At 70.0% G+C, this 19,060-nt stretch carries 15 protein-coding genes; 8 read left to right on the forward strand and 7 right to left on the reverse strand.

Features of this window, described 5'->3' with window-relative positions; translation table 11 throughout:
- Positions 1 to 323: 323 nt before the first annotated feature.
- Positions 324 to 1,220, forward strand: coding sequence for a helix-turn-helix domain-containing protein (locus ACFPZ3_RS63990; RefSeq protein WP_379524189.1), 897 nt, complete (start codon positions 324 to 326; stop codon positions 1,218 to 1,220).
- Between the two features lie 33 nt (positions 1,221 to 1,253).
- Here the strand turns inward: ACFPZ3_RS63990 and ACFPZ3_RS63995 are convergent, their stop codons facing one another.
- On the reverse strand, positions 1,254 to 2,126 hold the full coding sequence (locus tag ACFPZ3_RS63995; RefSeq protein WP_379524190.1) for an SAM-dependent methyltransferase: 873 nt from the start codon (positions 2,124 to 2,126) through the stop codon (positions 1,254 to 1,256).
- Positions 2,127 to 2,572: 446 nt separating this feature from the next.
- Between ACFPZ3_RS63995 and ACFPZ3_RS64000 the strand changes: the two genes are divergently transcribed.
- Entirely contained in the window at positions 2,573 to 3,910 is a 1,338-nt protein-coding gene (locus ACFPZ3_RS64000; protein WP_379524191.1) for a cytochrome P450, read from the forward strand.
- A 121-nt stretch (positions 3,911 to 4,031) separates the two neighbouring features.
- Here the strand turns inward: ACFPZ3_RS64000 and ACFPZ3_RS64005 are convergent, their stop codons facing one another.
- Positions 4,032 to 4,991, reverse strand: a complete 960-nt coding sequence (locus ACFPZ3_RS64005; protein ID WP_379524192.1) for a ketopantoate reductase family protein — start codon at positions 4,989 to 4,991, stop codon at positions 4,032 to 4,034.
- 90 nt (positions 4,992 to 5,081) lie between these two features.
- Between ACFPZ3_RS64005 and ACFPZ3_RS64010 the strand changes: the two genes are divergently transcribed.
- Positions 5,082 to 5,648 (forward strand): TetR/AcrR family transcriptional regulator, encoded by a 567-nt coding sequence (locus ACFPZ3_RS64010; RefSeq protein WP_379524193.1) that lies wholly within the window; start codon positions 5,082 to 5,084, stop codon positions 5,646 to 5,648.
- A gap of 112 nt (positions 5,649 to 5,760) precedes the next feature.
- On the opposite strand, the gene ACFPZ3_RS64015 is transcribed toward ACFPZ3_RS64010, so the two are convergent.
- Entirely contained in the window at positions 5,761 to 5,925 is a 165-nt protein-coding gene (locus ACFPZ3_RS64015; RefSeq protein ID WP_379524194.1) for a hypothetical protein, read from the reverse strand.
- Positions 5,926 to 6,056: 131 nt separating this feature from the next.
- On the opposite strand from ACFPZ3_RS64015, the gene ACFPZ3_RS64020 reads away from it, so the two are divergent.
- The 3 genes from ACFPZ3_RS64020 (at position 6,057) to ACFPZ3_RS64030 (ending at position 10,277) form a co-directional block, all read left to right on the forward strand.
- Positions 6,057 to 7,934 (forward strand): WD40 repeat domain-containing protein, encoded by a 1,878-nt coding sequence (locus tag ACFPZ3_RS64020; RefSeq protein ID WP_379524195.1) that lies wholly within the window; start codon positions 6,057 to 6,059, stop codon positions 7,932 to 7,934.
- 202 nt (positions 7,935 to 8,136) lie between these two features.
- Positions 8,137 to 8,862 carry a polyprenyl diphosphate synthase gene (gene uppS / locus ACFPZ3_RS64025; RefSeq protein WP_379524196.1) on the forward strand — a complete coding sequence of 242 codons (726 nt, stop codon included), beginning with the start codon at positions 8,137 to 8,139 and terminating at the stop codon, positions 8,860 to 8,862.
- Positions 8,859 to 10,277: an oxygenase MpaB family protein gene (locus ACFPZ3_RS64030; RefSeq protein ID WP_379524197.1), complete on the forward strand. Its 1,419-nt coding sequence runs from the start codon at positions 8,859 to 8,861 to the stop codon at positions 10,275 to 10,277. Before uppS ends, ACFPZ3_RS64030 begins: the two co-directional genes overlap by 4 nt.
- A gap of 105 nt (positions 10,278 to 10,382) precedes the next feature.
- Here the strand turns inward: ACFPZ3_RS64030 and ACFPZ3_RS64035 are convergent, their stop codons facing one another.
- Complete coding sequence (locus ACFPZ3_RS64035) at positions 10,383 to 13,001, reverse strand: ATP-binding protein (protein WP_379524198.1); 2,619 nt, start codon at positions 12,999 to 13,001, stop codon at positions 10,383 to 10,385.
- 251 nt (positions 13,002 to 13,252) lie between these two features.
- On the opposite strand from ACFPZ3_RS64035, the gene ACFPZ3_RS64040 reads away from it, so the two are divergent.
- Positions 13,253 to 14,119 (forward strand): hypothetical protein, encoded by an 867-nt coding sequence (locus ACFPZ3_RS64040; RefSeq protein WP_379524199.1) that lies wholly within the window; start codon positions 13,253 to 13,255, stop codon positions 14,117 to 14,119.
- Between the two features lie 62 nt (positions 14,120 to 14,181).
- On the opposite strand, the gene ACFPZ3_RS64045 is transcribed toward ACFPZ3_RS64040, so the two are convergent.
- Positions 14,182 to 15,240, reverse strand: coding sequence for an AraC family transcriptional regulator (locus tag ACFPZ3_RS64045; RefSeq protein WP_379524200.1), 1,059 nt, complete (start codon positions 15,238 to 15,240; stop codon positions 14,182 to 14,184).
- On the opposite strand from ACFPZ3_RS64045, the gene ACFPZ3_RS64050 reads away from it, so the two are divergent.
- Complete coding sequence (locus ACFPZ3_RS64050; RefSeq protein ID WP_379524201.1) at positions 15,239 to 15,970, forward strand: SDR family oxidoreductase; 732 nt, start codon at positions 15,239 to 15,241, stop codon at positions 15,968 to 15,970. The two genes, ACFPZ3_RS64045 and ACFPZ3_RS64050, sit on opposite strands and share 2 nt — an antisense overlap.
- 89 nt (positions 15,971 to 16,059) lie before the next feature.
- On the opposite strand, the gene ACFPZ3_RS64055 is transcribed toward ACFPZ3_RS64050, so the two are convergent.
- A complete protein-coding gene (locus ACFPZ3_RS64055) occupies positions 16,060 to 17,553 on the reverse strand; it encodes an MDR family MFS transporter (protein WP_379524202.1) in 1,494 nt (497 codons plus the stop codon).
- Complete coding sequence (locus tag ACFPZ3_RS64060) at positions 17,550 to 19,055, reverse strand: hypothetical protein (protein WP_379524203.1); 1,506 nt, start codon at positions 19,053 to 19,055, stop codon at positions 17,550 to 17,552. Before ACFPZ3_RS64060 ends, ACFPZ3_RS64055 begins: the two co-directional genes overlap by 4 nt.
- Positions 19,056 to 19,060: the final 5 nt, after the last annotated feature.

The raw sequence follows: 19,060 nt of genomic DNA on the forward strand, positions 1-19,060 counted from the left end.
CTACGCCGACGGCTCCGACGGCCTCTGCGATCGTGGCGTGGCTGGAGGCACGAGCCGGCGCCTGGCAGGACGGCGCCCCCGCGCCCGACCTGTACGTGCATCTGCGGGCCCTCGTGGTCTCGAGCTGTGGGTCGGTGACGTTTCCGGTGTCGGCGTCTCCCCCGCGCCCCTGGCCGAGCTCGTCGTCACGGCGGGTGGCGCGTTCAGCATGGAGGGGATGGTGACGGGTGCGATGTTGAGTGAAGGGATCGACAAATGAATGCTCCGTGGCAGGATGTGCTCCGGGATGAAATACGGCTGGGGCACTCGAACAAGGAGCATGCATGCCGGCTACCGATGACGATCGGAGCGACGTCAACCCCGGCGCTCCCGTGTGGTCGGGGTCCACGGCCATCCGCATCCTGATCGGCGCGCAACTGCGCCGGCACCGGGAAGCCCGCGGCATCGATCGTGAGCGGGCCGGATACGTCATCCGGGCGTCGCCTTCGAAGATCAGCCGGATGGAGGCCGGTCGCACCAGCTTCAAAGCGCGGGACGTGGCCGATCTGCTCACCTTGTACGGCATCAGCGACGAGGCCGACCGATCGGGCCTGCTGACCATGGTGGAACAGGCCAACGCGCCCAGCTGGTGGCAGGAGTACCGGGATGTGATCCCCGACTGGTTCGAGCCCTACCTCGGGCTCGAACAGGACACGAGCCTGATCCGCGCCTACGAGATCCAGCTGGTCCCCGGCCTGCTGCAGACCGAGGACTACGCCCGCGCGGTCATCAGCCAGGGCCTGCCGGGCGCCTCCCGCACGCAGGTCGAGCGGCGGGTCGCGGTGCGGATGCGCCGCCGGCACCTGCTCACCCAGCCGGGCGCCCACCGGCTGTGGGTGGTGATGGACGAGGCGGCGCTGCATCGCCGCGTCGCCGATGAGGCCGTGATGGATGCCCAATGGGAGCACCTGGCGCAGATGGCCCAGCGGCCATACGTGAGCGTGCAGGTATTGCCGTTCACCTCCGGCGGCAACGTGGGCGGCATCGGCCCCGTCACGATCTTGCGCTTCCCCCAGCAGGAGCTGTGCGACGTGGTCTACGTTGAGCAGCTGACCACGGCGCAATATCTCACCAAGAGCGCCGATGTGCTGCCCTACCACGCGCTGATGGACCAGCTCAGTGTGGCCGCGCTGCCGGCCTCGGCCACGGCGGCGTTGGTGCGTGGCCTCGTACGGGCGTGAGGCGCCGGGCCCGGCTCGCCGGGCGTGTTCGGCTCAATTCTTGCGCGCCACACCGCAGAAAGCGTCCACCTCTTCCGGGACGCCGTCGACCGCCTCACCCTCGTAGCGCCAGCGAGACACCGACACGACGCCCGGCTCGAACAGTTCCAGACCGTCGAAGAAGCGGGCCATCCTCTCGGGTGTGCGCAGCTCGTAGGAATAGACCTGGCCCTCGTCGCGCAACTGCTCGGCCTGGGCGGCGGCCTGCGGCTTGACGACGTTGGTGCCGTCCTCGACGACCAGGTAGCTGCCGGCCGGTACGGCCTGCAGGTAGCGGCCGATGAGTGCGCCGGCCTCGTCGTCGTCACGCACGGTGCCCAGGACTCCGAGCATCAACAGCGCGATCGGCTTGGTGAAATCCAGTGTGCGGGCCGCCCGCTGCAAAATGTCGTCGGGGTCGCGCACATCGGCGTCCAGATAGTCGCAGGTCCCTTCCGGGTGGCTGGTCAGCAGAGCGCGGGCGTGTACGAGCACCACGGGATCGTTGTCGACGTAGACGATCCGGCTGGCCGGATCCACCCGCTGGGCCACCTCGTGGGTGTTGTCCACGGTGGGCAGGCCGGTTCCGATGTCCAGGAACTGCCGGATGCCCTCCTGTTCGGCCAGGTGGCGAACGGCGCGACGCAGGAAGGCCCGCGCGTGCAGGGCGATCTGCTGCATCCCGGGATAGGTCAGCTCGAGCATGTCGGCCAGCTCTTTGTCGACCGGATAGTAGTCCTTGCCGCCTAACCAGTAGTTCCACGCCCTAGCCTGGCTCGGACGCGTCGTGTCGATCCTCTCGAACGCAGAGGCATCAGAGGCATCGGAGGGGGAGAGATCGGCCACAAAGTGCTCCATTTCCCGTCTTATTGAGACTTGCTGCGACATGGTCCGTTCTATCAAGTCGGCCTGCATGCCCGACTGTTACACGATCCTCCCGTGCGAAGGGGAACGTATCCCCGGCCGCGAGGCCCCGGTTCGGGGCGCGGGGAGGGGGCGAATTGCCACCCCACAGCACGCGCACAGCCGATCTTCTCGGCGGAGTGCGCAGGGTTCTTGGCCGTTGTCGGTGAGGCGTTCGCGGACGAGGTTGACGGACTTGGCGAACGCTCAGTCTCATCGCCCGATCTGTGCAAGCAGGACAAGGACGGCGTTGAGTCCCATACCTCGCGGACCGCGTTCCTCTTGCCATAACTGGCGGTATCGGTGATGCTACAGAACTCTTGAGTGATCGACCGGTAGCCCCCAGAGCACGGGCGGCGACCAGAGAGAGGTAGTTCATCACTGTGACCAACGGCCCGTGGTCTCACCCGCCAGCTGAAACTTTGCCATCGATGTCCGTAGAAGCACTGCTCACCAGGGACTACGACGCGAACCCCGGCGCCGTGCACGAGCGCCTGCGCGCCACGTACGGACCGGTCGCACCTGTCGACGTCCTGGGTGTCCATGTGTGGTTCGTCCTCGGATACGAGGAGGTGCTGCACGTCCTGCAGAACAAGGGCGGCGCCTGGAGCAAGAACGTGGACAGGTGGCGGGAGTACGCGGAGGCGCGCGTCCCAGCGGACTGGCCCCTGCTTCCGGTTTTCCAGGTCAACAACTCGGCGTTCTCGGAGGGCGCCACGCAGCACAAGTTGCGGGCCGCGTGGACGAAGGCGCTCGCGCCGTTCCAGGACCACTCCCACCCGCAGGCCCAGCTGCTGAAGCAGGCCATGGGGCAGTACGCCGACGACCTCATAGGCGTCATGTCGGAAGGCGGCACCACAGGGTGGGCAGACCTGGCGGCACAGTACGCGCGGCCACTGCCGCTGATGGTCGCCAACCGCCTCCTCGGTTTCGCCGCCGCCCGCGGCGAGGAGGTCGTGATGGACATCTGGCGAATGATCGACGCCGGCCCCGATGCCGCGGCGGCGTTCCAGCGCCTGCACAAGGCCATGACGGAACTCGCGGCCGCCAAGCGGCAACGTCCAGGGGACGATCTGACGTCCTACATGATCGAGGCCGACCCGGACCTCACGCTGGACGAACTGGCCCGCGAGCTTCTCATGCTGCCCGGCCTGCTGGACTTCACCGCCAGCCTGATCTGCAACGTGGTCGTCGAGGTCGTCTCCAATCCAGCCGTTCGGGAGAGCCTGTCCGCGGGCGAGATCGACGAGACGGTCAACCGCGTCGCCCTGCTCAATCCGCCGATGGCCAACCTGACCTTCCGCTTCCCCAAGACCGACGTGAAGCTGGGCAACCATACGATCGCGGCCGGCGATCCGGTGATGCTCTCCGTCGCGGCCGCCCACGCGGATCCGCGGTTCGCGGGAGGGCTTGACCAGCACACCATCCGCAGCACCCGGGCCCACCTCGCCTGGGGAGCCGGACCGCACGCGTGCCTGGGTCACCGGCTGGCGACCCAGATCGCCACAATCGCCGTGCAACGGCTCTTCAGCCAGTATTCGAGGCTGAAGCTGGCGCTTCCTGCCGATCAGTTGCCCTGGCGGGCCTCCCCCTTCATGCGTGCGCTGCGGTCGCTGCCCGTCCAGTACGAACTGGCGGAGAGCCGCGTGCCTGCCCCCAGGGGGGTGGACGCCCCGGTGACGCCGCCGCCCTCAGCCGATGGGGGCGCAGTGCCGCGCTCACGTTCCCCGCTGTGGAGTTTCCTGCGGGGGCTGCGACGCTCGCGCTGAGCAGGACCGCCCAAGACCTGTCCTGCCGGACAGGTGACGACGTCGGCCGCTCCCGGCTCCGTTCGGCCGTGACATGTCGCCGCCGGGGGTCGGCCGAGCGGACCTCTGCCGCGCCGCTCGCTCAGCCTGTCACCTCGCGGGCGAAGCTCGGTTCCGCCGCCTCCAGTCGCGGTACCGCGACGCCCAGCCGTCGTGCTTCGGCCAGGGTGTCCCGGCAGACCTCGCGCGGCTCCTCGGCGTCGGGGTCGGAGTGCGCCGTGAGGCTCAGGCGCGCGGGCGCGACATGAGCAGTCAGCCAGGCGAGCACGGGGGCCGTCAGCCAGGTGGGCGCCCGGAACGGCAGCAGACCGCCCCGGTGACGTCGCAGGTCGAGGCCGCGCGCCTGGAGGAGCGGCAGCAGTTCGCGGCCGGCCAGCAGCGCCTCGCGCAGGTCGCCCGTTGCCCCGGCCAGTTCGGACAGGGAGCCCAGCCGCAGGCCCTGCGAGAACAGGCCGGCATCCGACGCGAAATGGACCCACAGCCAGCCGCGGAAGTCAGGCCGCTCCTTGATCCGGAGCCCGGCCTCGCGAAACGCCTGGCGCACGGCCCGTTCCCGGCTGGTCGGGGGCCGGTCGAGTGTGCCGAAGATGACCGACGGCAGCAGTGCCCCGTGGAGCACGCCGTCCGCGCCGAAACCGCCACCGGCCTGGGGAAAGCCCCAGGCGATCTGGTCGGCGGGGAGTGCGCCGATGGCGGCGAGCGGCTCGGTCCAGAGGTTGCCGAAGATCAGCACCGTGGCCTGGCCGACACGCGGGGCCAGGAAGGCCGTGGCGCCCGCGAGGCGATGGTGGGGCACGCTGAGCAGGATCAGGTCGAAGTCGTGGTCCGGCTCCAGCGCCTCGCGGTAGCGCACCGGCCACTTCTCGGCGACGCGCTGCCCCCACACCCGGCGCCGCATATCGAACAGGTCGAGGTCAACCGCGTCCCCGTACGTCGCCGCGCGGCCGGGCCGGACGTAGAACTCGACGTCATGCCCCGCCTGTTGCAGGGCCCAGCCGTAGATGGTGGCGATCACGCCTCGGCCGAACATGAGGATCTTCACGCTGCACCTCGTGGGGTACGATCGATTTGGAGGCAATCTCCACTTCTTAAGATATGGAGGTCATCTCCATTTGTCAACGCGAGGGAGCGCATGACCGCCGACAAGCCGCTGCGGGCCGACGCCCAACGCAACCGCGACGCCCTGCTCGCCAAGGCACGAGAGGTCTTCGACGCCGGCGACTTCTTCGACCTGCGCTTCGATGACTTCGCCCGCCTGGCCGGGGTGGGCACCGGCACGCTGTACCGCCACTTCCCCACCCGGGAGGCGCTGGCCGAGGCGGTCTACCACGGGGAAGTCGCCGCGCTGTGCGACCGCGCCCGCCGGCTACAGGCCACGCTGCCCGCGGCGGAGGCTTTGGCGACCTTCCTACGCGGCATGGTCGATCACATAGACGCCCACGAGGGCCTCGCCCGGACGCTGGCCACGCTCATGGCCACCGGCTCGGGTGCGCTCGCCGAGGGCAGCCGGGCGCTGGAGCAGGCTGTCACCGACCTGGTGGCCGCCGCCGTGCGGGACGGCGCCGTCCGCGACGACGTGGGCGCCGGCGCCGTGATGATGGCACTGCACGGCATCGGTGCGGCCCATGACCGCCCCGATTGGCGGGCCGAGGCCGACGGTGTCATCACCCTCGTGCTGGACGGGCTGCGCCGGTCGTGATCAGGCAGTGAGAATACCTTTCTGACACAACCACCCGGGTGCCTCCGGCCGGGTCGCGGTGTGCCCAGGACAACGGTCGAAACAGCTGGATGACCCGTGCGGCAGCAAGGCGTTAAGGTGAGCGCGAGGTGCCGCATGCGCGCAGTGTCTCCCGGCGGCGTGAGCGGGAGCTGAGCTCGGCGAGCAACTCCTCGGGATCGGCGATCGGCTCATGCCGACGGAAACCGCCCGCCGGGAAGATCGCCACCATCGTGCGGATCTTGGAGACGCGTCCCATCGCCGACAGCTACTATGCGCGGCATGTCGTCGCTGTCCCGCTATGAGGTCCCGGTTGTTCGTCCTGCTGTCTGGCGTGTGCAACAGACTTGGACCAGTCTGCTGCCGAAGGGCGTGAGGTCATGCCCGCCGTTGGGCACCATCGACGGCCGCGCCAGTTGGGTGGCGGCGGTGACGACCGCGGTCCTCGACGGCCGTGCCGTGGCGGTCACCGCAGGCGGCGACCACACCGTACGGGTATGGGATCTGTTGACCGGCGAGCGGGTCGGCGCCCCATGGGCTGGTCACACGAACGCGGTGCGGGCGCTGGCGCTGACCGTTCTGGACGGTCGCCCTGTTGTGATCAGCGGTGGTGACGACAACACGGTACGGGTGTGGGAACTCGCGTCCGGCAGGCCCGTGGGTGAGCCGTTCCACCTTCAGGCTGACAGCGTGGAGGCCCTCGCGATCGCGGAACGCCATGGCCGCCGGGTGGTGGTCGCCGGTTGCTACGACACGACGGTACGGGTATGGGATCTGGAAACGCGGCAGGAGGTGATGGCACCGATCCGCGGCCATGCCGGCCCGGTGTACGCGGTGGCGACCACGATGTTGGACGGCCGCTGGGTGGCTGTCACGGGCGGCGGCCGGACGGTCCGGGTATGGGACCTGGATACCGGCGATCCGGTGGGTAGCCCGTTCACCGGCCACAGTGGATACGTGGGCGCGGTTGCGGTCGCGGAGCTGGCCGCCGGCCATCTGGTGGTCGTCTCCGGTGGCTACCAGTCGACCACGCGCGTGTCGGACCTCGCCACCGGACTTCCGGTCGGTGACCTCCCCCGATCTGCGGACCTGCAGGCCGTGACGATCACAGTTGCGCACGGCCGGCTGGTGGCGATCACCTGCACCTCCAACGAGCCGACCCTCCAGGTGTGGGACCTGGAAACGACCGAGTTGGCCGGTGAGCTGTTCCCTCAGCATCCCCGCACGGTGCATGCGGTGGCGACGGCGGTGGTGGACGGCCGGCAGGTGGTGGTGTCGACCTGCGACGGCGGGTCGGTCCGGGTGTCCGATCTGGTCGTCGGCGCACCGGACGACGAACCGGCCGACAAGCCGGTTCGCCACGACGCCGCGATCACGGCGGTGGCCACCACTTCAGTGGCCGGCCGGCCGGTGGCGGTCACCGGCGGCGATGACGAAACCGTACGAGTATGGGATCTGGAAACCGGCGATCAGGTGTGCCGGCCACTCACCGGCAACACCGGCGCCGTCACTGCCGTGGCCGCGACCCAGGTGGACGGTCGCGCGGTGGCGATCACCGGAGGCAAGGACGGCAATGTCCAGCTCTGGGACCTCACACTGGGGAAAGCGGCCGGAGCACCGTTGTCCACCCACCGCCGCCCGATAACCGCCGTCGCGGCCGACGACACGGGTGACTCACCCCGGGCCATCACCGCCGGCGACGACAAGACCATCCGGGTATGGGATCTCCGCACCGGCGAAGAGACCGGCAACCCCGGCAAGAGCGACCATCGATGGGTACACGCCCTCGCCACCACCACGCTCGACGACCAGCCCGTCGCCCTGGTCGGACGGTGGGGCGGCGGCTTCCGGGTCCGTGACCTCGCCACCAACCGCGACACCGGACTCCAGACCACCGGAGGCAACGGCAAACCGGTCCGCCTCGTGGCCGCCACCATCGTGGACGGACGACCCATCGCCGTCACCACGAACGACGACTGGCGCGACCGCCCGATGAAGGTATGGGACGTCGCCACCGCTGAGCAGATCGGCCGGCTTCCCACGGGAACCGTGGACGCACTCGCCGCCACCACGGTCGACGGCCACCCCATCGCAGTTGCCGCCGGCCAGAGCACGGTGGTGGTATGGAGCCTCATCACCTTCGACAAGATCAGCCCTGACATCGAATTCCCCGGCACGGTCAACGCCGTCGCCGCCACCCCGCAGGGCCACATCATCGTCTGCTTCGACCGTGACATCGCCGTACTCACCGCGACCCGATCGAACTGAGCATGGCGCAGGGCCGGGGAGGCGATGTGGCCGTCGTCGAGGCCATGCGCGAGCAGCGGGCCGACGCCGTCATCCTGGTGGGCGGCGCCTCGCTCGACTCCGTCCGCACACGCGGTGACAGGCATCTTCGGTCGAACATGAAACGGTCGCCTTGGCAACACGGAGAGTAAAAATAAAGTTACACTGAGCCATGGGGGTGGTCATGGCCGTACCGCGTCACGTGGCCTGTGTGATGGACGGGAACGGCCGTTGGGCCGCGCAGCGGTCGCTGCCGCGCACCGCAGGCCACGAGGCCGCCGAGGCCGCGGTGATGGACGTCATCGAGGCGGCGCGCTCCTGCGGGGTCACCTGGCTGAGCCTGTACGCCTTCTCCACGGAGAACTGGCGGCGGCCGACTGGCGAGGTCGACATCCTGATGCGACTCGTCCGCCGGGCCATCCGCAAACACGCGCCGGCACTGCACGCGCGGGGTGTCCGTTGCAGGTTCCTCGGCATGACCGATCCGCGCATCCCCGCGCCGCTGGTCCAGGACGTCAACGACCTGATGACGCTCACCCGCGACAACAAGCGCATGACGCTGACCGTCGCCTTCGACCACGGCGGGCGCCGCGACATCGTGGAGGCCGCGCGGTCGCTGATCCGCTCCGCGACTCCGGCCGATCAGGTCACCGAGGCCAGCTTCGCCGAGCACCTGCCCTACTCCGACACACCCGACGTCGACCTGGTCATCCGCACCTCCGGCGAGCAGCGCATCTCCAACTTCATGCTCTGGCAGGTGGCCTACGCCGAGTGGGTCTTCCCGCAGGTGCTCTGGCCCGACTTCCGCGCGACCCACTTCTGGGAATGCCTTGACGCCTACCTCCGGCGGCGGCGCCGGTTCGGCGACGTACGCCGGCCCACCACCATGACAGGAGAGGGTCTTCGATGAGTCAGACCACCCCGGAGGAGAGCGTCGACGTCTTCGGACCCGACTCCATCCTGCGCCGCCTGGTCAACGAGGCGCGCTGGGGCCTCGCGGTGACCCGGGCCACCCTGCTGGAAGCCGCCCACCCACAGATCGGCGCGGCGCTGATGGAGAACTCCACGTTCCTCACGCACCCGTGGCGGCGCCTGCGCAACACCACGATGAGCTCGCGGCGGATCCTCGACCCCGACCCGCGCGTACGCGACCGCGAAGCAGCCCGGCTCAACCGCCTCCACGCCCGCATGTCCGGCACCGACGCGCAGGGCCGCCCCTACGACGCGACCGACCCCGAGGCACGCGCCTGGGTGGTGGCGGCCCTCTTCGAGTCGACGGTGACGATGTGCCGGCTGAGCGGCGAGGCGCTCGACGCCGAGGCGATGCGGCGGCTCTACCGCGAACACCGCACGTTCCTGGCCCTGATCGACGGCACCAGCGACCATCTCCCCGCGACGGTGCCGGAGTTCTGGTCCTACTACGACGACGTCATCGAGCATCGCCTGGAGAACAACGAGGCGGTGGGCGTCATCCTCTACCGGCTGTTCGCCAACGTGCCCGCGCCTCCGGTGCTGCGCGGCCATCCCGCGCTGTGGATCATGGGCCGGGCCGTGGCAGGCCCGGTGGCCACCGCTGTCACCATCGCCTCGCTCCCCGAGTCCTTCAGCCGTCGACTCGCCCTGCCCGACCTGCCGGGAGCCCGGACGCTCATGCGGTCCGCGTACCTGACCACCGCGCTGGCCACCCGCTACCTCCCGGAGAGCTGGACCCGGGTGGACTTCTTCATGGATCTGCTCGACCCCTCCCACACGGGCGAGGGCCCATGGGAGACCGTACGCCGCCAGGCAGGCAAGGCCGCGGCCCTGCTACGTCTCCTCACCCCTGCTTCCGACGAGGACGACCAGGTCGTCCGATCGGCCGACCGGTTCTTCGCCGAGGTCCTCGACCAGACCGGCGACGGCTACCTGCGCTGGCCCGATCTGGCCGCCATGGCCAGAGAGATCGCCACGCGGCTCGACCTGGGAGAGCAGGAGGAGGAGCGGCTGTTCCAGGCGTACGCCGCCTGGTGGCGCGAGCTGCGGACCGCCCTCGACGACGACGGGGACGGACGCGTCACCCGCCGCGAGTACGCGGCCGCGGCCGCGTCCCTGCCCGGCTCCGGGCTCATCAAGATCGCCGATGTGCTGTTCGACGCCACCGACGTCGACGACGACGAGAAGATCGACGCCGAGGAATACCGCAACCTGTTCCGTACGGCCTTCCACCGCGACCTGACCGACAGCGGCGACAGCTACTCCCGTAGCGCCTTCGTCAGGCAGTTCGTCTCCTTCATGTCCGGGCAACAGCACTCGAACGCCTACACCTCGCTCCTTTCCCAGGGGTGACCGTACGCGGGCAGCCGGAGCGTGAAGGTCGAGCCGTCACCGATGACGCCGGTCGCGCTCAACGAAGGACGTTGAGCTGCCGGCGCTCCAGAAGCACCTGATCCACTACAACGACGTCAGGTTTCTGTCCTGTCGCGGGTCGAGGATGCCCAGCTCGGTCGCGCGGGCCACGGCCTGTCTGCGGGTGCCGCTGTCCAGTTTCTCCAGCACGGCCGCGACGTGGCTGTCCACCGTGCGGACCGACAGGACGAGCCGGTCAGCGATCTCCGCGTTGGTCAGGCCCTGGGCGAGCAGCCGGACGACCTGCGCCTGGCGTTCGGTCAGCCCGGCCGGGTTGACCCGGGTCGCGGGCACCGGGCCGCGCGGGATCCGGGCCACGCCCGAGCGCTTCAGACGCGCCCGGACCAGGCGGGCCAGCGGCCCGACCCCGAGCGCGTCGAGCCGGGCGAGCGCGGCCAACTGGTCGCCGGTCTCCGGGCTGTCGGCCAGGGCCAGCGCGTGCTCGTAGCGGCAGCCGGCCGTCCGCCAGATCTCGGCCGCCTCCCGCCACCGGCCGGCGGCGAGCAGCGCGTACGGGTGATCCACCCGCGGAGGGTCGGCAACGTGGCCCGCGCGGCCCAGCCAGTACCCGAGATCCGCCTGTTCGACTGGCTTGCCGCAACCGCGCGCCAGCTCGTACGCCTCGATCAGCTCGCCCGCGGGCACGCCGGTGTCACCGCCGAGCACCGCCGCCTCGGCCAGCGCGGCGGCGGCCGCCGTGATCCGCTGGCGCTCCCGCAGGGGAACCGCGACCCGCCACGCCTCGCGCAGCATCTCCACGGCGCCTGCCTCGCCACGGCGCAACCGGGCGCGGCCGGCCAGGATCAGCGCGGCGCATCGCACCGGCGGCGCGCCGTCCAGGGCCTGCCGCACGGCCGGTAGCACGCCGTCCCAGTCGGCGGTCGCGAGACGGAGCTGGCCCAGCGCACAGTGCAGATATGCGGCGAACATCGCGAACTCCGCGCGTTCGGCGAACGCCATGGCCTCCGCGGCGTAGCGTCCGGCGTCGCCGGGCCGCATCGCCTCGACCTCGCATCCGATGAGGTTCACGTAGGCCCGGCAGGCGTGCTCCGGCTCGTTGGCGGCGAGCGCGACCCGCAGGCTCTCCCGCATCGTCGCGGTCGCGCTCGGGTCGTCGCGCCGGTAGAGCGCCAGGGCGAGGTTGTTCAGCGCGTGCGACAGCGTGGCCGGGGAATCCCCGCCGAGCGCGATGGCCCGCCGCGCCATCGTGACGGCTTCGGCGTCACGTCCGGCCAGCGCGTACAGTTGCGCCTGGTTGCTGAGCGCCATCGCCAGCAGTCCGTCATCGCCGACGCAGGACTGGACGGTGATCGCCTCGTCGGCCGCCGCGCCCGCGGCGTCGGGGTCTCCCGCCCACCAGGAGATCCGCGACAACCAGCTCAGCGAGGTCCCCAGGGCACGCGCATCGCCGCCGCGCCGCAGCGCGACGGCCCGCCGCTGCGCGGCCAGCGTTTCGCCGGGCGGAGCGTCGATGGTGTAGTTCTCGATGGCCAGGGTCTGCCAGAGAACGGCCTCATCCGGCGGGTCGAGGATCGGGCGCAGTTCGAGCACCTGGCGCAGGTGGGCCGCCGCCTCCCGATGTGCCCCGGCCTCGATCGCCTCGCGGGCCGCGACCGGGCCGTAGGTCAGGATGGCGTCGGTGTCGCCGCACTGCCTCGCATGATGCATCACTCGTGACACCTCGATCTCCGGCCGGGTCAGGAGCGCGGCCAGCGCGCCGCGGTTGGCCGCCATCCTGCGCGCCGACGTCATCGCGTCCACCACGGCGCGCCGGGCGAGTTCGTGGCGGAAGCTCACGCGGCCCGGCGTGACCGCGATCAGGCCGTGGCGCTCGGCCGCGGACAGCGCCGCTGAACCGGCCGGCACCAGCGCCTCCACCAGCCAGTGCGGTGCGACCGGCGGCACCACGGCGAGCCGTTCGAGGGCTTCCAATGTCGCCGCGTCCAAGTGCGCCAGCCGGGCCTGGACGGCGTCGGCGATCGTCTGTGGCACCGTGTTCACGTTCCCTGCCGCCAGCACCTCGGCCACGAAGTACGGGTTGCCCGAGGTCACCGCATGGACCTCGGCCGCATCGACGTCGTTCGAACCCGAGGCGGTGGTGAGGCGGCGTACCGCGGCCACGCTGAGCCGGGCCGGGCGCAGGCGGCGGACCCGCTCCGCGTTGGAGATCAGCCCGAGGAGCCCGCGCAGCGGATGGCCGCCGCCCAGCTCGTCGTCGCGGTAGGTCAGCACGAGTGCCAGCGGCAAGCGCGCGGCCCGGCGCACCAGGTGGCGCAGCACGTCCAGCGTCGCCTCATCGGCCCAATGCACGTCCTCCACGGCGAGCACCGCCGGGCGCTTCGCCTGGCCGAACTCCGCGCGCATGGCCTTCAGCGCCTCGCTTCTGTCGCCTTGCTCCAGCGCGCGGGAAAGCCGGGTGCCGACGCTGCCGATGAGGTCCCGCAACGGGCCGAGCACCTGGGGCGTCGACAGGTCGTCGCAGTAACCGACCAGCAGCCGGCCCCGCGCCGGCAGCATCCCGCCCATGGCTTCGACCAGGCTCGACTTGCCGATCCCTGCCTCGCCGGAGATGAGGACCACCGTGCCGGCTCCGCGGGCGGCGTCCCGGGCGGCACCGGCCAGAGCGGCCAGTTCCCCTTCGCGTTCCAGGATGACCCCGTCCATCCCGCAAAGCCTGGCACCCCACTGCGGGCACGCACAGGGCCACTAACCAGGGTTTCGCCGCCCCGGGCTCCGTCACAGCCCGCCCCGACCTCAGTAGCGTCGCGGCCGGTTTCGGTATCCGGCACGGATGCCGCGACGGCACGAGCCCCCGTACAAAGTGTGGGACGGCTCGAACGACGGCCTGACGGGGCGCTGCGGGTTGCCGTCCGGGGCCGGTGCCGCACCATCTGACACTCGAGAAGGACTTCATCATGTACAAGTTCACACGCATCGGTACGCTGATGCTGGTCGCGGTGGCGGGGCTGGTCCTGGCCGCACCGATGCCGCCGGCCTCGGCCGCGATCAGTCCAGCCGGGATCGAGTACGACATAGACTTCCGTCAGGCCACTCCGGGACAACCACGCATAGAGGCGTTCCCGCCGTGTGGAGCGACCCAGGTCACGGTGGGCAGCGGCGTCGCCGGCAACGGCGTGACCATCTCCGAACTGGCTCCCTCCATCGGCATCGACACCTTCTTCAGCGCCCTGGGACATGTCGGCTTCCCCAATGCCACCCTGCAAGCGGTCGTCGCCTGCCTCCCCCAGGCCCAGTTAGGCTCCACCACGCGCGTGACCACGCAGTTCCCGCCCACTAGCGCGGTGCTGCACAAAGGAACCGTGACGTGCCCGGCAGGGTTCTACTCCTTCGGGGGCGGCGGCTACTTCGTGGACGCGGGCGGCTTCCGCACCAGCAACACCGACTTCATGACCGTCAACGCCCCGACGCCGGACGGGAGGGGCTGGGCCTACGCCGCCCGCAACAACTCCGTCACCGACCGCCTGGTGGTCACCGCCCGGTGTGCCCAGTCCGCCAGCCCGCGGCGCGACATGCTCGTCCAGGCGTCCACGCCGTCGGTGAACGGCCAGCTCGTCACGGCCAACGCCATATGCCCGTCCGGATGGACGGCGATCTCCGGCGGCATAGCCCTGATCAAGGCCGACGGTACGCCGAGCCTGGGCTTCGCCGACATCTCGATGCCCATCACCAACTTCATCAACCCCGCGGTCGGCTACACGGTCCATGGCCGGGCCACCGACCTCGGCACCTCCACGGTCGCCAGGGCGCAGTGCGTCCGCTGACCTCGTAGCCTTCCGCATCCGGCGATGCCCGTTCCGAGCAGGGACGGGCATTCGCCGCACTGTCAAACTGCGCCGGAGTCGACGAAAGACTCCTGGCTCGGCCCGCTGGTCGCAGCGCGATGTGCCGCATCGCGAAATTGTTTGGGTGAGGAGCCGACCACGCGGCGGAATGCGGTGCTGAACGCGCTCTCGGATTCATAGCCGGTCGCGAATGCGAGTTCGGAGATCGATCGGGTGCCGCGGCGCAGGGCATCGCGGGCGAGGCTCATTCGCCACTCGATCAGGTAATCCAGTGGTGCGGTTCCGACCTGGTTCTTGAAGGACGCGGCGAACGCGGAGCGTGACATGCAGCTGATACCGGCGAGCTCTTTGAGTGTCCAACGGTGTGCCACGTCCGCGTGCATGGCGCGAAGTGCGGCACCGATGCCGTCGTCGCTGAGCGCTCCCAGCCAGCCGGTGGGCCGACCGGCCTGGTCGGCGTGGGCGCGCAGCATGTGGACGAACAGGATCTGCGCGAGATGGTCCAGGACCAGCGAGCCGCCGACGGCGGTGGTCTCGACCTCGGTGACCAGCAGTTCGCTCAGGTGCGCGAGCAGCTTGCCCCGAGGATCCGCGGCATGGACGTGCACGAGCGGCGGCAGGACATCGATCAGGATCGAGGCATTCGTGTCGTCGAACAGGAAGTGCCCGCCGCACAGGAATGTGTCTTCCTCGGCCTCGGATCCGATACGCACGGCGCCGTTCGTAGCGCCGTCCCACAACGACTTCGCGGCGCGCGTTTTCGCGGTGAGCGCGCTGGCCAGCACGTAGGGCGGAGGGTTGCCCAGGAGGTAGAAGTCGCCCTGTCGCAGTCGCACGGGTTCGTGCCCTTCGAGGGCCAGCCAGCATTCGCCACGCACGACGACGCCGAGTTTCACGTGCGGGAACGGATCGAAACGCACCGCCCACGGCCCCGCAGCGTGCAGGCCGGCTTCGACCACGGTGTGGGGCCGTAGAAGACCGATGGCGTCAGCGATGGGATCGTGGGTGCCGAGAGCTGATCCCTTCGTGGACGATGCGTAAAGAATCGGAGACTTCACGTTATGGATCGTACCCCTCCGGTCCTGCAGCATCGAGTTCATGAACACCACGAAGCAAACGGCGCTCGTCACAGGCGCCAACAAGGGCATTGGCTTTGAGACCGCGCGTCAGCTCGCGCAGCAGGGCTTCACCGTATGGCTGGGATGCCGCCACCAGGAGCGCGGCGAAGCCGCAGCGAAGGAACTTGCCCATGAAGGAGACGTCCGATTCGTCAGCCTCGACGTGACCGACGCGGAAAGCGTCAGTGCTGCCGCGGTGCACATCGGCGACGAGACCGGCGCACTGGACGTGCTGGTCAACAACGCGGGCGTCGCGATCGGGGAAGGTGAAGGCCTTCCCAGCACCGTGCGGCTGGAAACGATCCAGCACACGTTCGACGTGAACTTCTACGGGGCGCTGCGCGTCACGCAGGCATTCTTGCCGCTCGTGCAGAAGGCGCCGGCCGGGCGCATCGTGAACGTGAGCAGCACGATGGGCTCGATCACCACGCTCGTATCTCCAGGCAACCCTCTGGGACAGTTCCCGTCCTTCGCCTACCCCACGTCGAAGACCCTCCTCAACGCGCTCACCGGATGGTTCGCCGTCGAACTCGCCGACACGCCGATTAAGATCAACTCAGTGTGCCCGGGGTACAACGCCACCGATCTGAACAACAACCTCGGAACGCAGCATCCATCAGAGGGCGCGAAGGTCGTCGTGCGCGCCGCCACACTCCCGGCGGACGGTCCCAGCGGCAGCTTCTTCGACGTGAACGGCCCCCTGGGCTGGTGACCCCTGCTCGCCTGGGACCGTCAGGGGAACCCGCCATGTCGATGACCTCGGGAGGAACGCGCCGGTTCAGCCGCTCCCCCAGCCATTGATCATTTCCGGTGATCCAGGGCTTCCGCGCCGGTCGCGGCGGTGGCCTCGGCCGGCGGCTTGCGCGCGTCCACGTTGGTGCGCAGGGTGATCGGCTTGAGCAGCAGCGCGGCGACGACACCGACAACGGCGACGGCGGCGGAGATGAGGAAGACGTGTCCGGTGGCGTCACCGTAGGCGGTGGCCGGTGGCACGCCTTCGGCCGTGCCGGCGCCTACCTGACGGGCCAGGACCGCGCCGAGCACGGCGACGCCGACGGTGCCGCCGAGGGAGCGGAAGAACACGACGGTGGCGCTGGCCGAGCCGATGTCGGTCAGCGCGACGGCGTTCTGCACGACGAGGACGAAGTTCTGCAGGGTCAGGCCGACGCCGGCGCCGACCAGCACCATCGCGAACCCGATGAGCAGCATGGGCGTGTGCTGGTCGAGCAGGCCGAGGATCACGAATCCGGCGGTGAGACTCACGGCTCCGGTGATGAGGAACGGCTTGAGCTTTCCGGTACGGGAGACCAGCCGGCCACCGGCGATCGAGGAGACCAGGATGCCGGCCATCATCGGGATGGTGAGCAGACCGGCCTCGGTGGGGGTGTGGCCGCGGCTGATCTGGAAGTACTGGGTGAGGAAGACGGTCGCGCCGTACATGGCGGTGCCGGCGGCGAGGCTGCCGAGGATCGCGAGGGCGGTGGCGCGTTGCCGGATGATGCGCAGCGGCACGATGGGCTCGGCGACCCGGGATTCGACCCAGAGCGCGACGCCGAGCAGCAGTATCGAGCCACCGGCCATGGCGGCGCTCTGCCAGGAGGCCCAGGCGAAGGCGTCGCCGACGAACGAAACCCAGATCAGCAGGAGGCTGACGCCCGCGGTGATGAGCGTGGCGCCCCAGTAGTCGATCTTCACGTTGTCGCGGCGGTAGATCGGCAGCCGCAGGGTCAGCTGCAGGATGATCAGCGCGACGATCGCGACGGGGATGCCGACGAAGAAGCACCAGCGCCAGCCCAGCCACGAGGTGTCGACGATGAAGCCGCCCAGCAGCGGCCCGCCGATGGTGGAGATCGACGTGACGCTGGACAGGTATCCCGCGTAGCGGCCACGTTCGCGGGGCGACACCAGCGCGCCGATCGCGATGTTGACCAGGGTCTGCAGCGCGCCGACGCCGATGCCTTGCAGGGCTCGGGAGGCGATCAGCTGCCCGGCGTTCTGGGAGAGGCCGGCGGCGATCGAGCCGGCGACGAAGATCAGGATGGCGATCTGGACCAGTGTCCGCTTGGAGAACAGGTCGGCGAGCTTGCCGAAGATCGGGGTGGCGACGGTGGCGGCCAGCAGAGTGGCGGTCACCACCCAGGTGTACTGGGTGGGGGAACCACGCAGGTCACCGAGCATGCGCGGCAGCGCGGTGGAGACCACGGTGCTGGCCAGCGTCGAGACGAACAGGGCGAGGAGCAGTCCGCTGAGCGCTTCGAGGATCTGCCGGTGGGTTCTGTCAGTGGTGGAGCTCATGGTGCGGACTTCTCGGGGCGCATGAGCAGGACGCTGCCGTCGCCGTTCGCAGCGATGATCAGGGAGCCGTCCGCCGTGGCCGCGATTCCGGCGAACGGGCGCGGCATTCCGGGCAGGCCGGGCGGGATGAACAGGCCGGGTTCTGGGCCGGTCAGGCCGGCCGCGGACGCGACAGGAAGAGAGTCGGCTTCGACCTCGACGTCGCCGGTGGCGAGGTCGATGGCGAGCAGACGGCGGTGGGTGGTCTCGACGACGTACACGGTGCCGTCGCTGACGGTGATGCCTTGCGGGGTGCCGAGCCCGTCGGCGAGCAGTTCGGGTACGCCGTGCTCGACGCGGTACACCGCTCCGAGCTGCTCGTCGCTCACGTAGCAGCGCTGGTCGGCGTCGACGGCTACGCCGACCGGGCGGCCGAGGCCCTCGGCCAGCACGCTGACCTGGTCGTCGTGGTCGATGGCGACGACGCGGCCGGCGCCGGATTCGGCGACCAGCAGGGTGCCGTCGGTGCGCACGGCGATGCCCAGCGGACGGTTCAGGCCGCGGGCCCGGGTGCGCACCGCGCCGGAGCGGCGGTCGTAGGTGCTCACGTGCCCGTACTGGGAGGTGGTGTGGAGCAGGTCGCCGTCGGCGGCGACGCCGTGCACGAAGTTCAGCAGGTGGGTGGTGGTGGCGTCTTCGTCCGGCCGGCCGGCGGGCTGGGTGAGGCGGTAGTGGTCGGCCACGTGGATACCGCCGCCGAGATCGATGCTCACCCCGAAGGGACCGCCGAGGCCGCGGGGCACGATCTGTCGGGTACGTCCGTCGGCCGCGAGCTCGGCGACACCGCCATGTGCGTAGCTGGAGACGAACATCCGGTTGTCGGCGTCGAAGGCGGCGTTGTCCAGGGCGTTGAGTTCGCTGACGATGGTGGAGCGGTCACCGGTGCCGGTCAGGTCGACGCGCGTGACGATCCCGCTCGCGCCGCGGGAGAGGATCAGCAGGGCGCCACCGCGGTCGAAGCGCACGGCGACCGGGTCCGGGACGTCCGCGGCCACGAGTTCCGGCTCGCCGCCGTCGAGCGGGATGCGGAACACCTCGCCGGTGAGCATGTGCGGGTAGTAGAGCTGCCCGTCCGGGCCGAGTTGCATGGCGTTGCCCATGGCGAGGCCCGCCGTGAGCACCGTGAGTTCGTTGCCGCCAGGGGACAGCTCCAGCAGGCGTCCACCCGGGATCATCTCGTTGGCGAACACCCGCGTGCCGACGCAGGCGATGCCGTTGGGTGCGGTGACCGCGTCGGTGACCAGCGTGAAGTTCCCGGCCGGGTCGCGTCGCCACACCCGGCCAGGGACCAGGTCGGTCACGTACATCGCGCCGTCGGTGTCGAAGGCGAGGTCGTCGGGGGCCTGCAGCGGCCCGTCCGGTGGCACGACCACCTCGACGTCGCCGGTGGCCAGGTCGACGGCGCTGATCTGCCCGGCGAGGAACTGGGCCACGTACAGGCGTCCGTCGGGTCCGAAGGCCATGCCGT

The organism is Nonomuraea insulae, assembly GCF_042656245.1.

Coding starts and splice junctions, on each gene's coding strand:
- ACFPZ3_RS64055 (WP_379524202.1), bottom strand. CDS start 17,553: ATGAGCTCCACCACTGACAGAACCCACCGGCAGATCCTCGAAGCGCTC.
- ACFPZ3_RS64000 (WP_379524191.1), top strand. CDS start 2,573: ATGTCCGTAGAAGCACTGCTCACCAGGGACTACGACGCGAACCCCGGC.
- uppS (WP_379524196.1), top strand. CDS start 8,137: ATGGCCGTACCGCGTCACGTGGCCTGTGTGATGGACGGGAACGGCCGT.
- ACFPZ3_RS64040 (WP_379524199.1), top strand. CDS start 13,253: ATGTACAAGTTCACACGCATCGGTACGCTGATGCTGGTCGCGGTGGCG.
- ACFPZ3_RS64035 (WP_379524198.1), bottom strand. CDS start 13,001: ATGGACGGGGTCATCCTGGAACGCGAAGGGGAACTGGCCGCTCTGGCC.
- ACFPZ3_RS63995 (WP_379524190.1), bottom strand. CDS start 2,126: ATGTCGCAGCAAGTCTCAATAAGACGGGAAATGGAGCACTTTGTGGCC.
- ACFPZ3_RS64010 (WP_379524193.1), top strand. CDS start 5,082: ATGACCGCCGACAAGCCGCTGCGGGCCGACGCCCAACGCAACCGCGAC.
- ACFPZ3_RS64060 (WP_379524203.1), bottom strand. CDS start 19,055: ATGGCCTTCGGACCCGACGGACGCCTGTACGTGGCCCAGTTCCTCGCC.
- ACFPZ3_RS63990 (WP_379524189.1), top strand. CDS start 324: ATGCCGGCTACCGATGACGATCGGAGCGACGTCAACCCCGGCGCTCCC.
- ACFPZ3_RS64030 (WP_379524197.1), top strand. CDS start 8,859: ATGAGTCAGACCACCCCGGAGGAGAGCGTCGACGTCTTCGGACCCGAC.
- ACFPZ3_RS64015 (WP_379524194.1), bottom strand. CDS start 5,925: ATGGGACGCGTCTCCAAGATCCGCACGATGGTGGCGATCTTCCCGGCG.
- ACFPZ3_RS64045 (WP_379524200.1), bottom strand. CDS start 15,240: ATGAACTCGATGCTGCAGGACCGGAGGGGTACGATCCATAACGTGAAG.
- ACFPZ3_RS64050 (WP_379524201.1), top strand. CDS start 15,239: ATGAACACCACGAAGCAAACGGCGCTCGTCACAGGCGCCAACAAGGGC.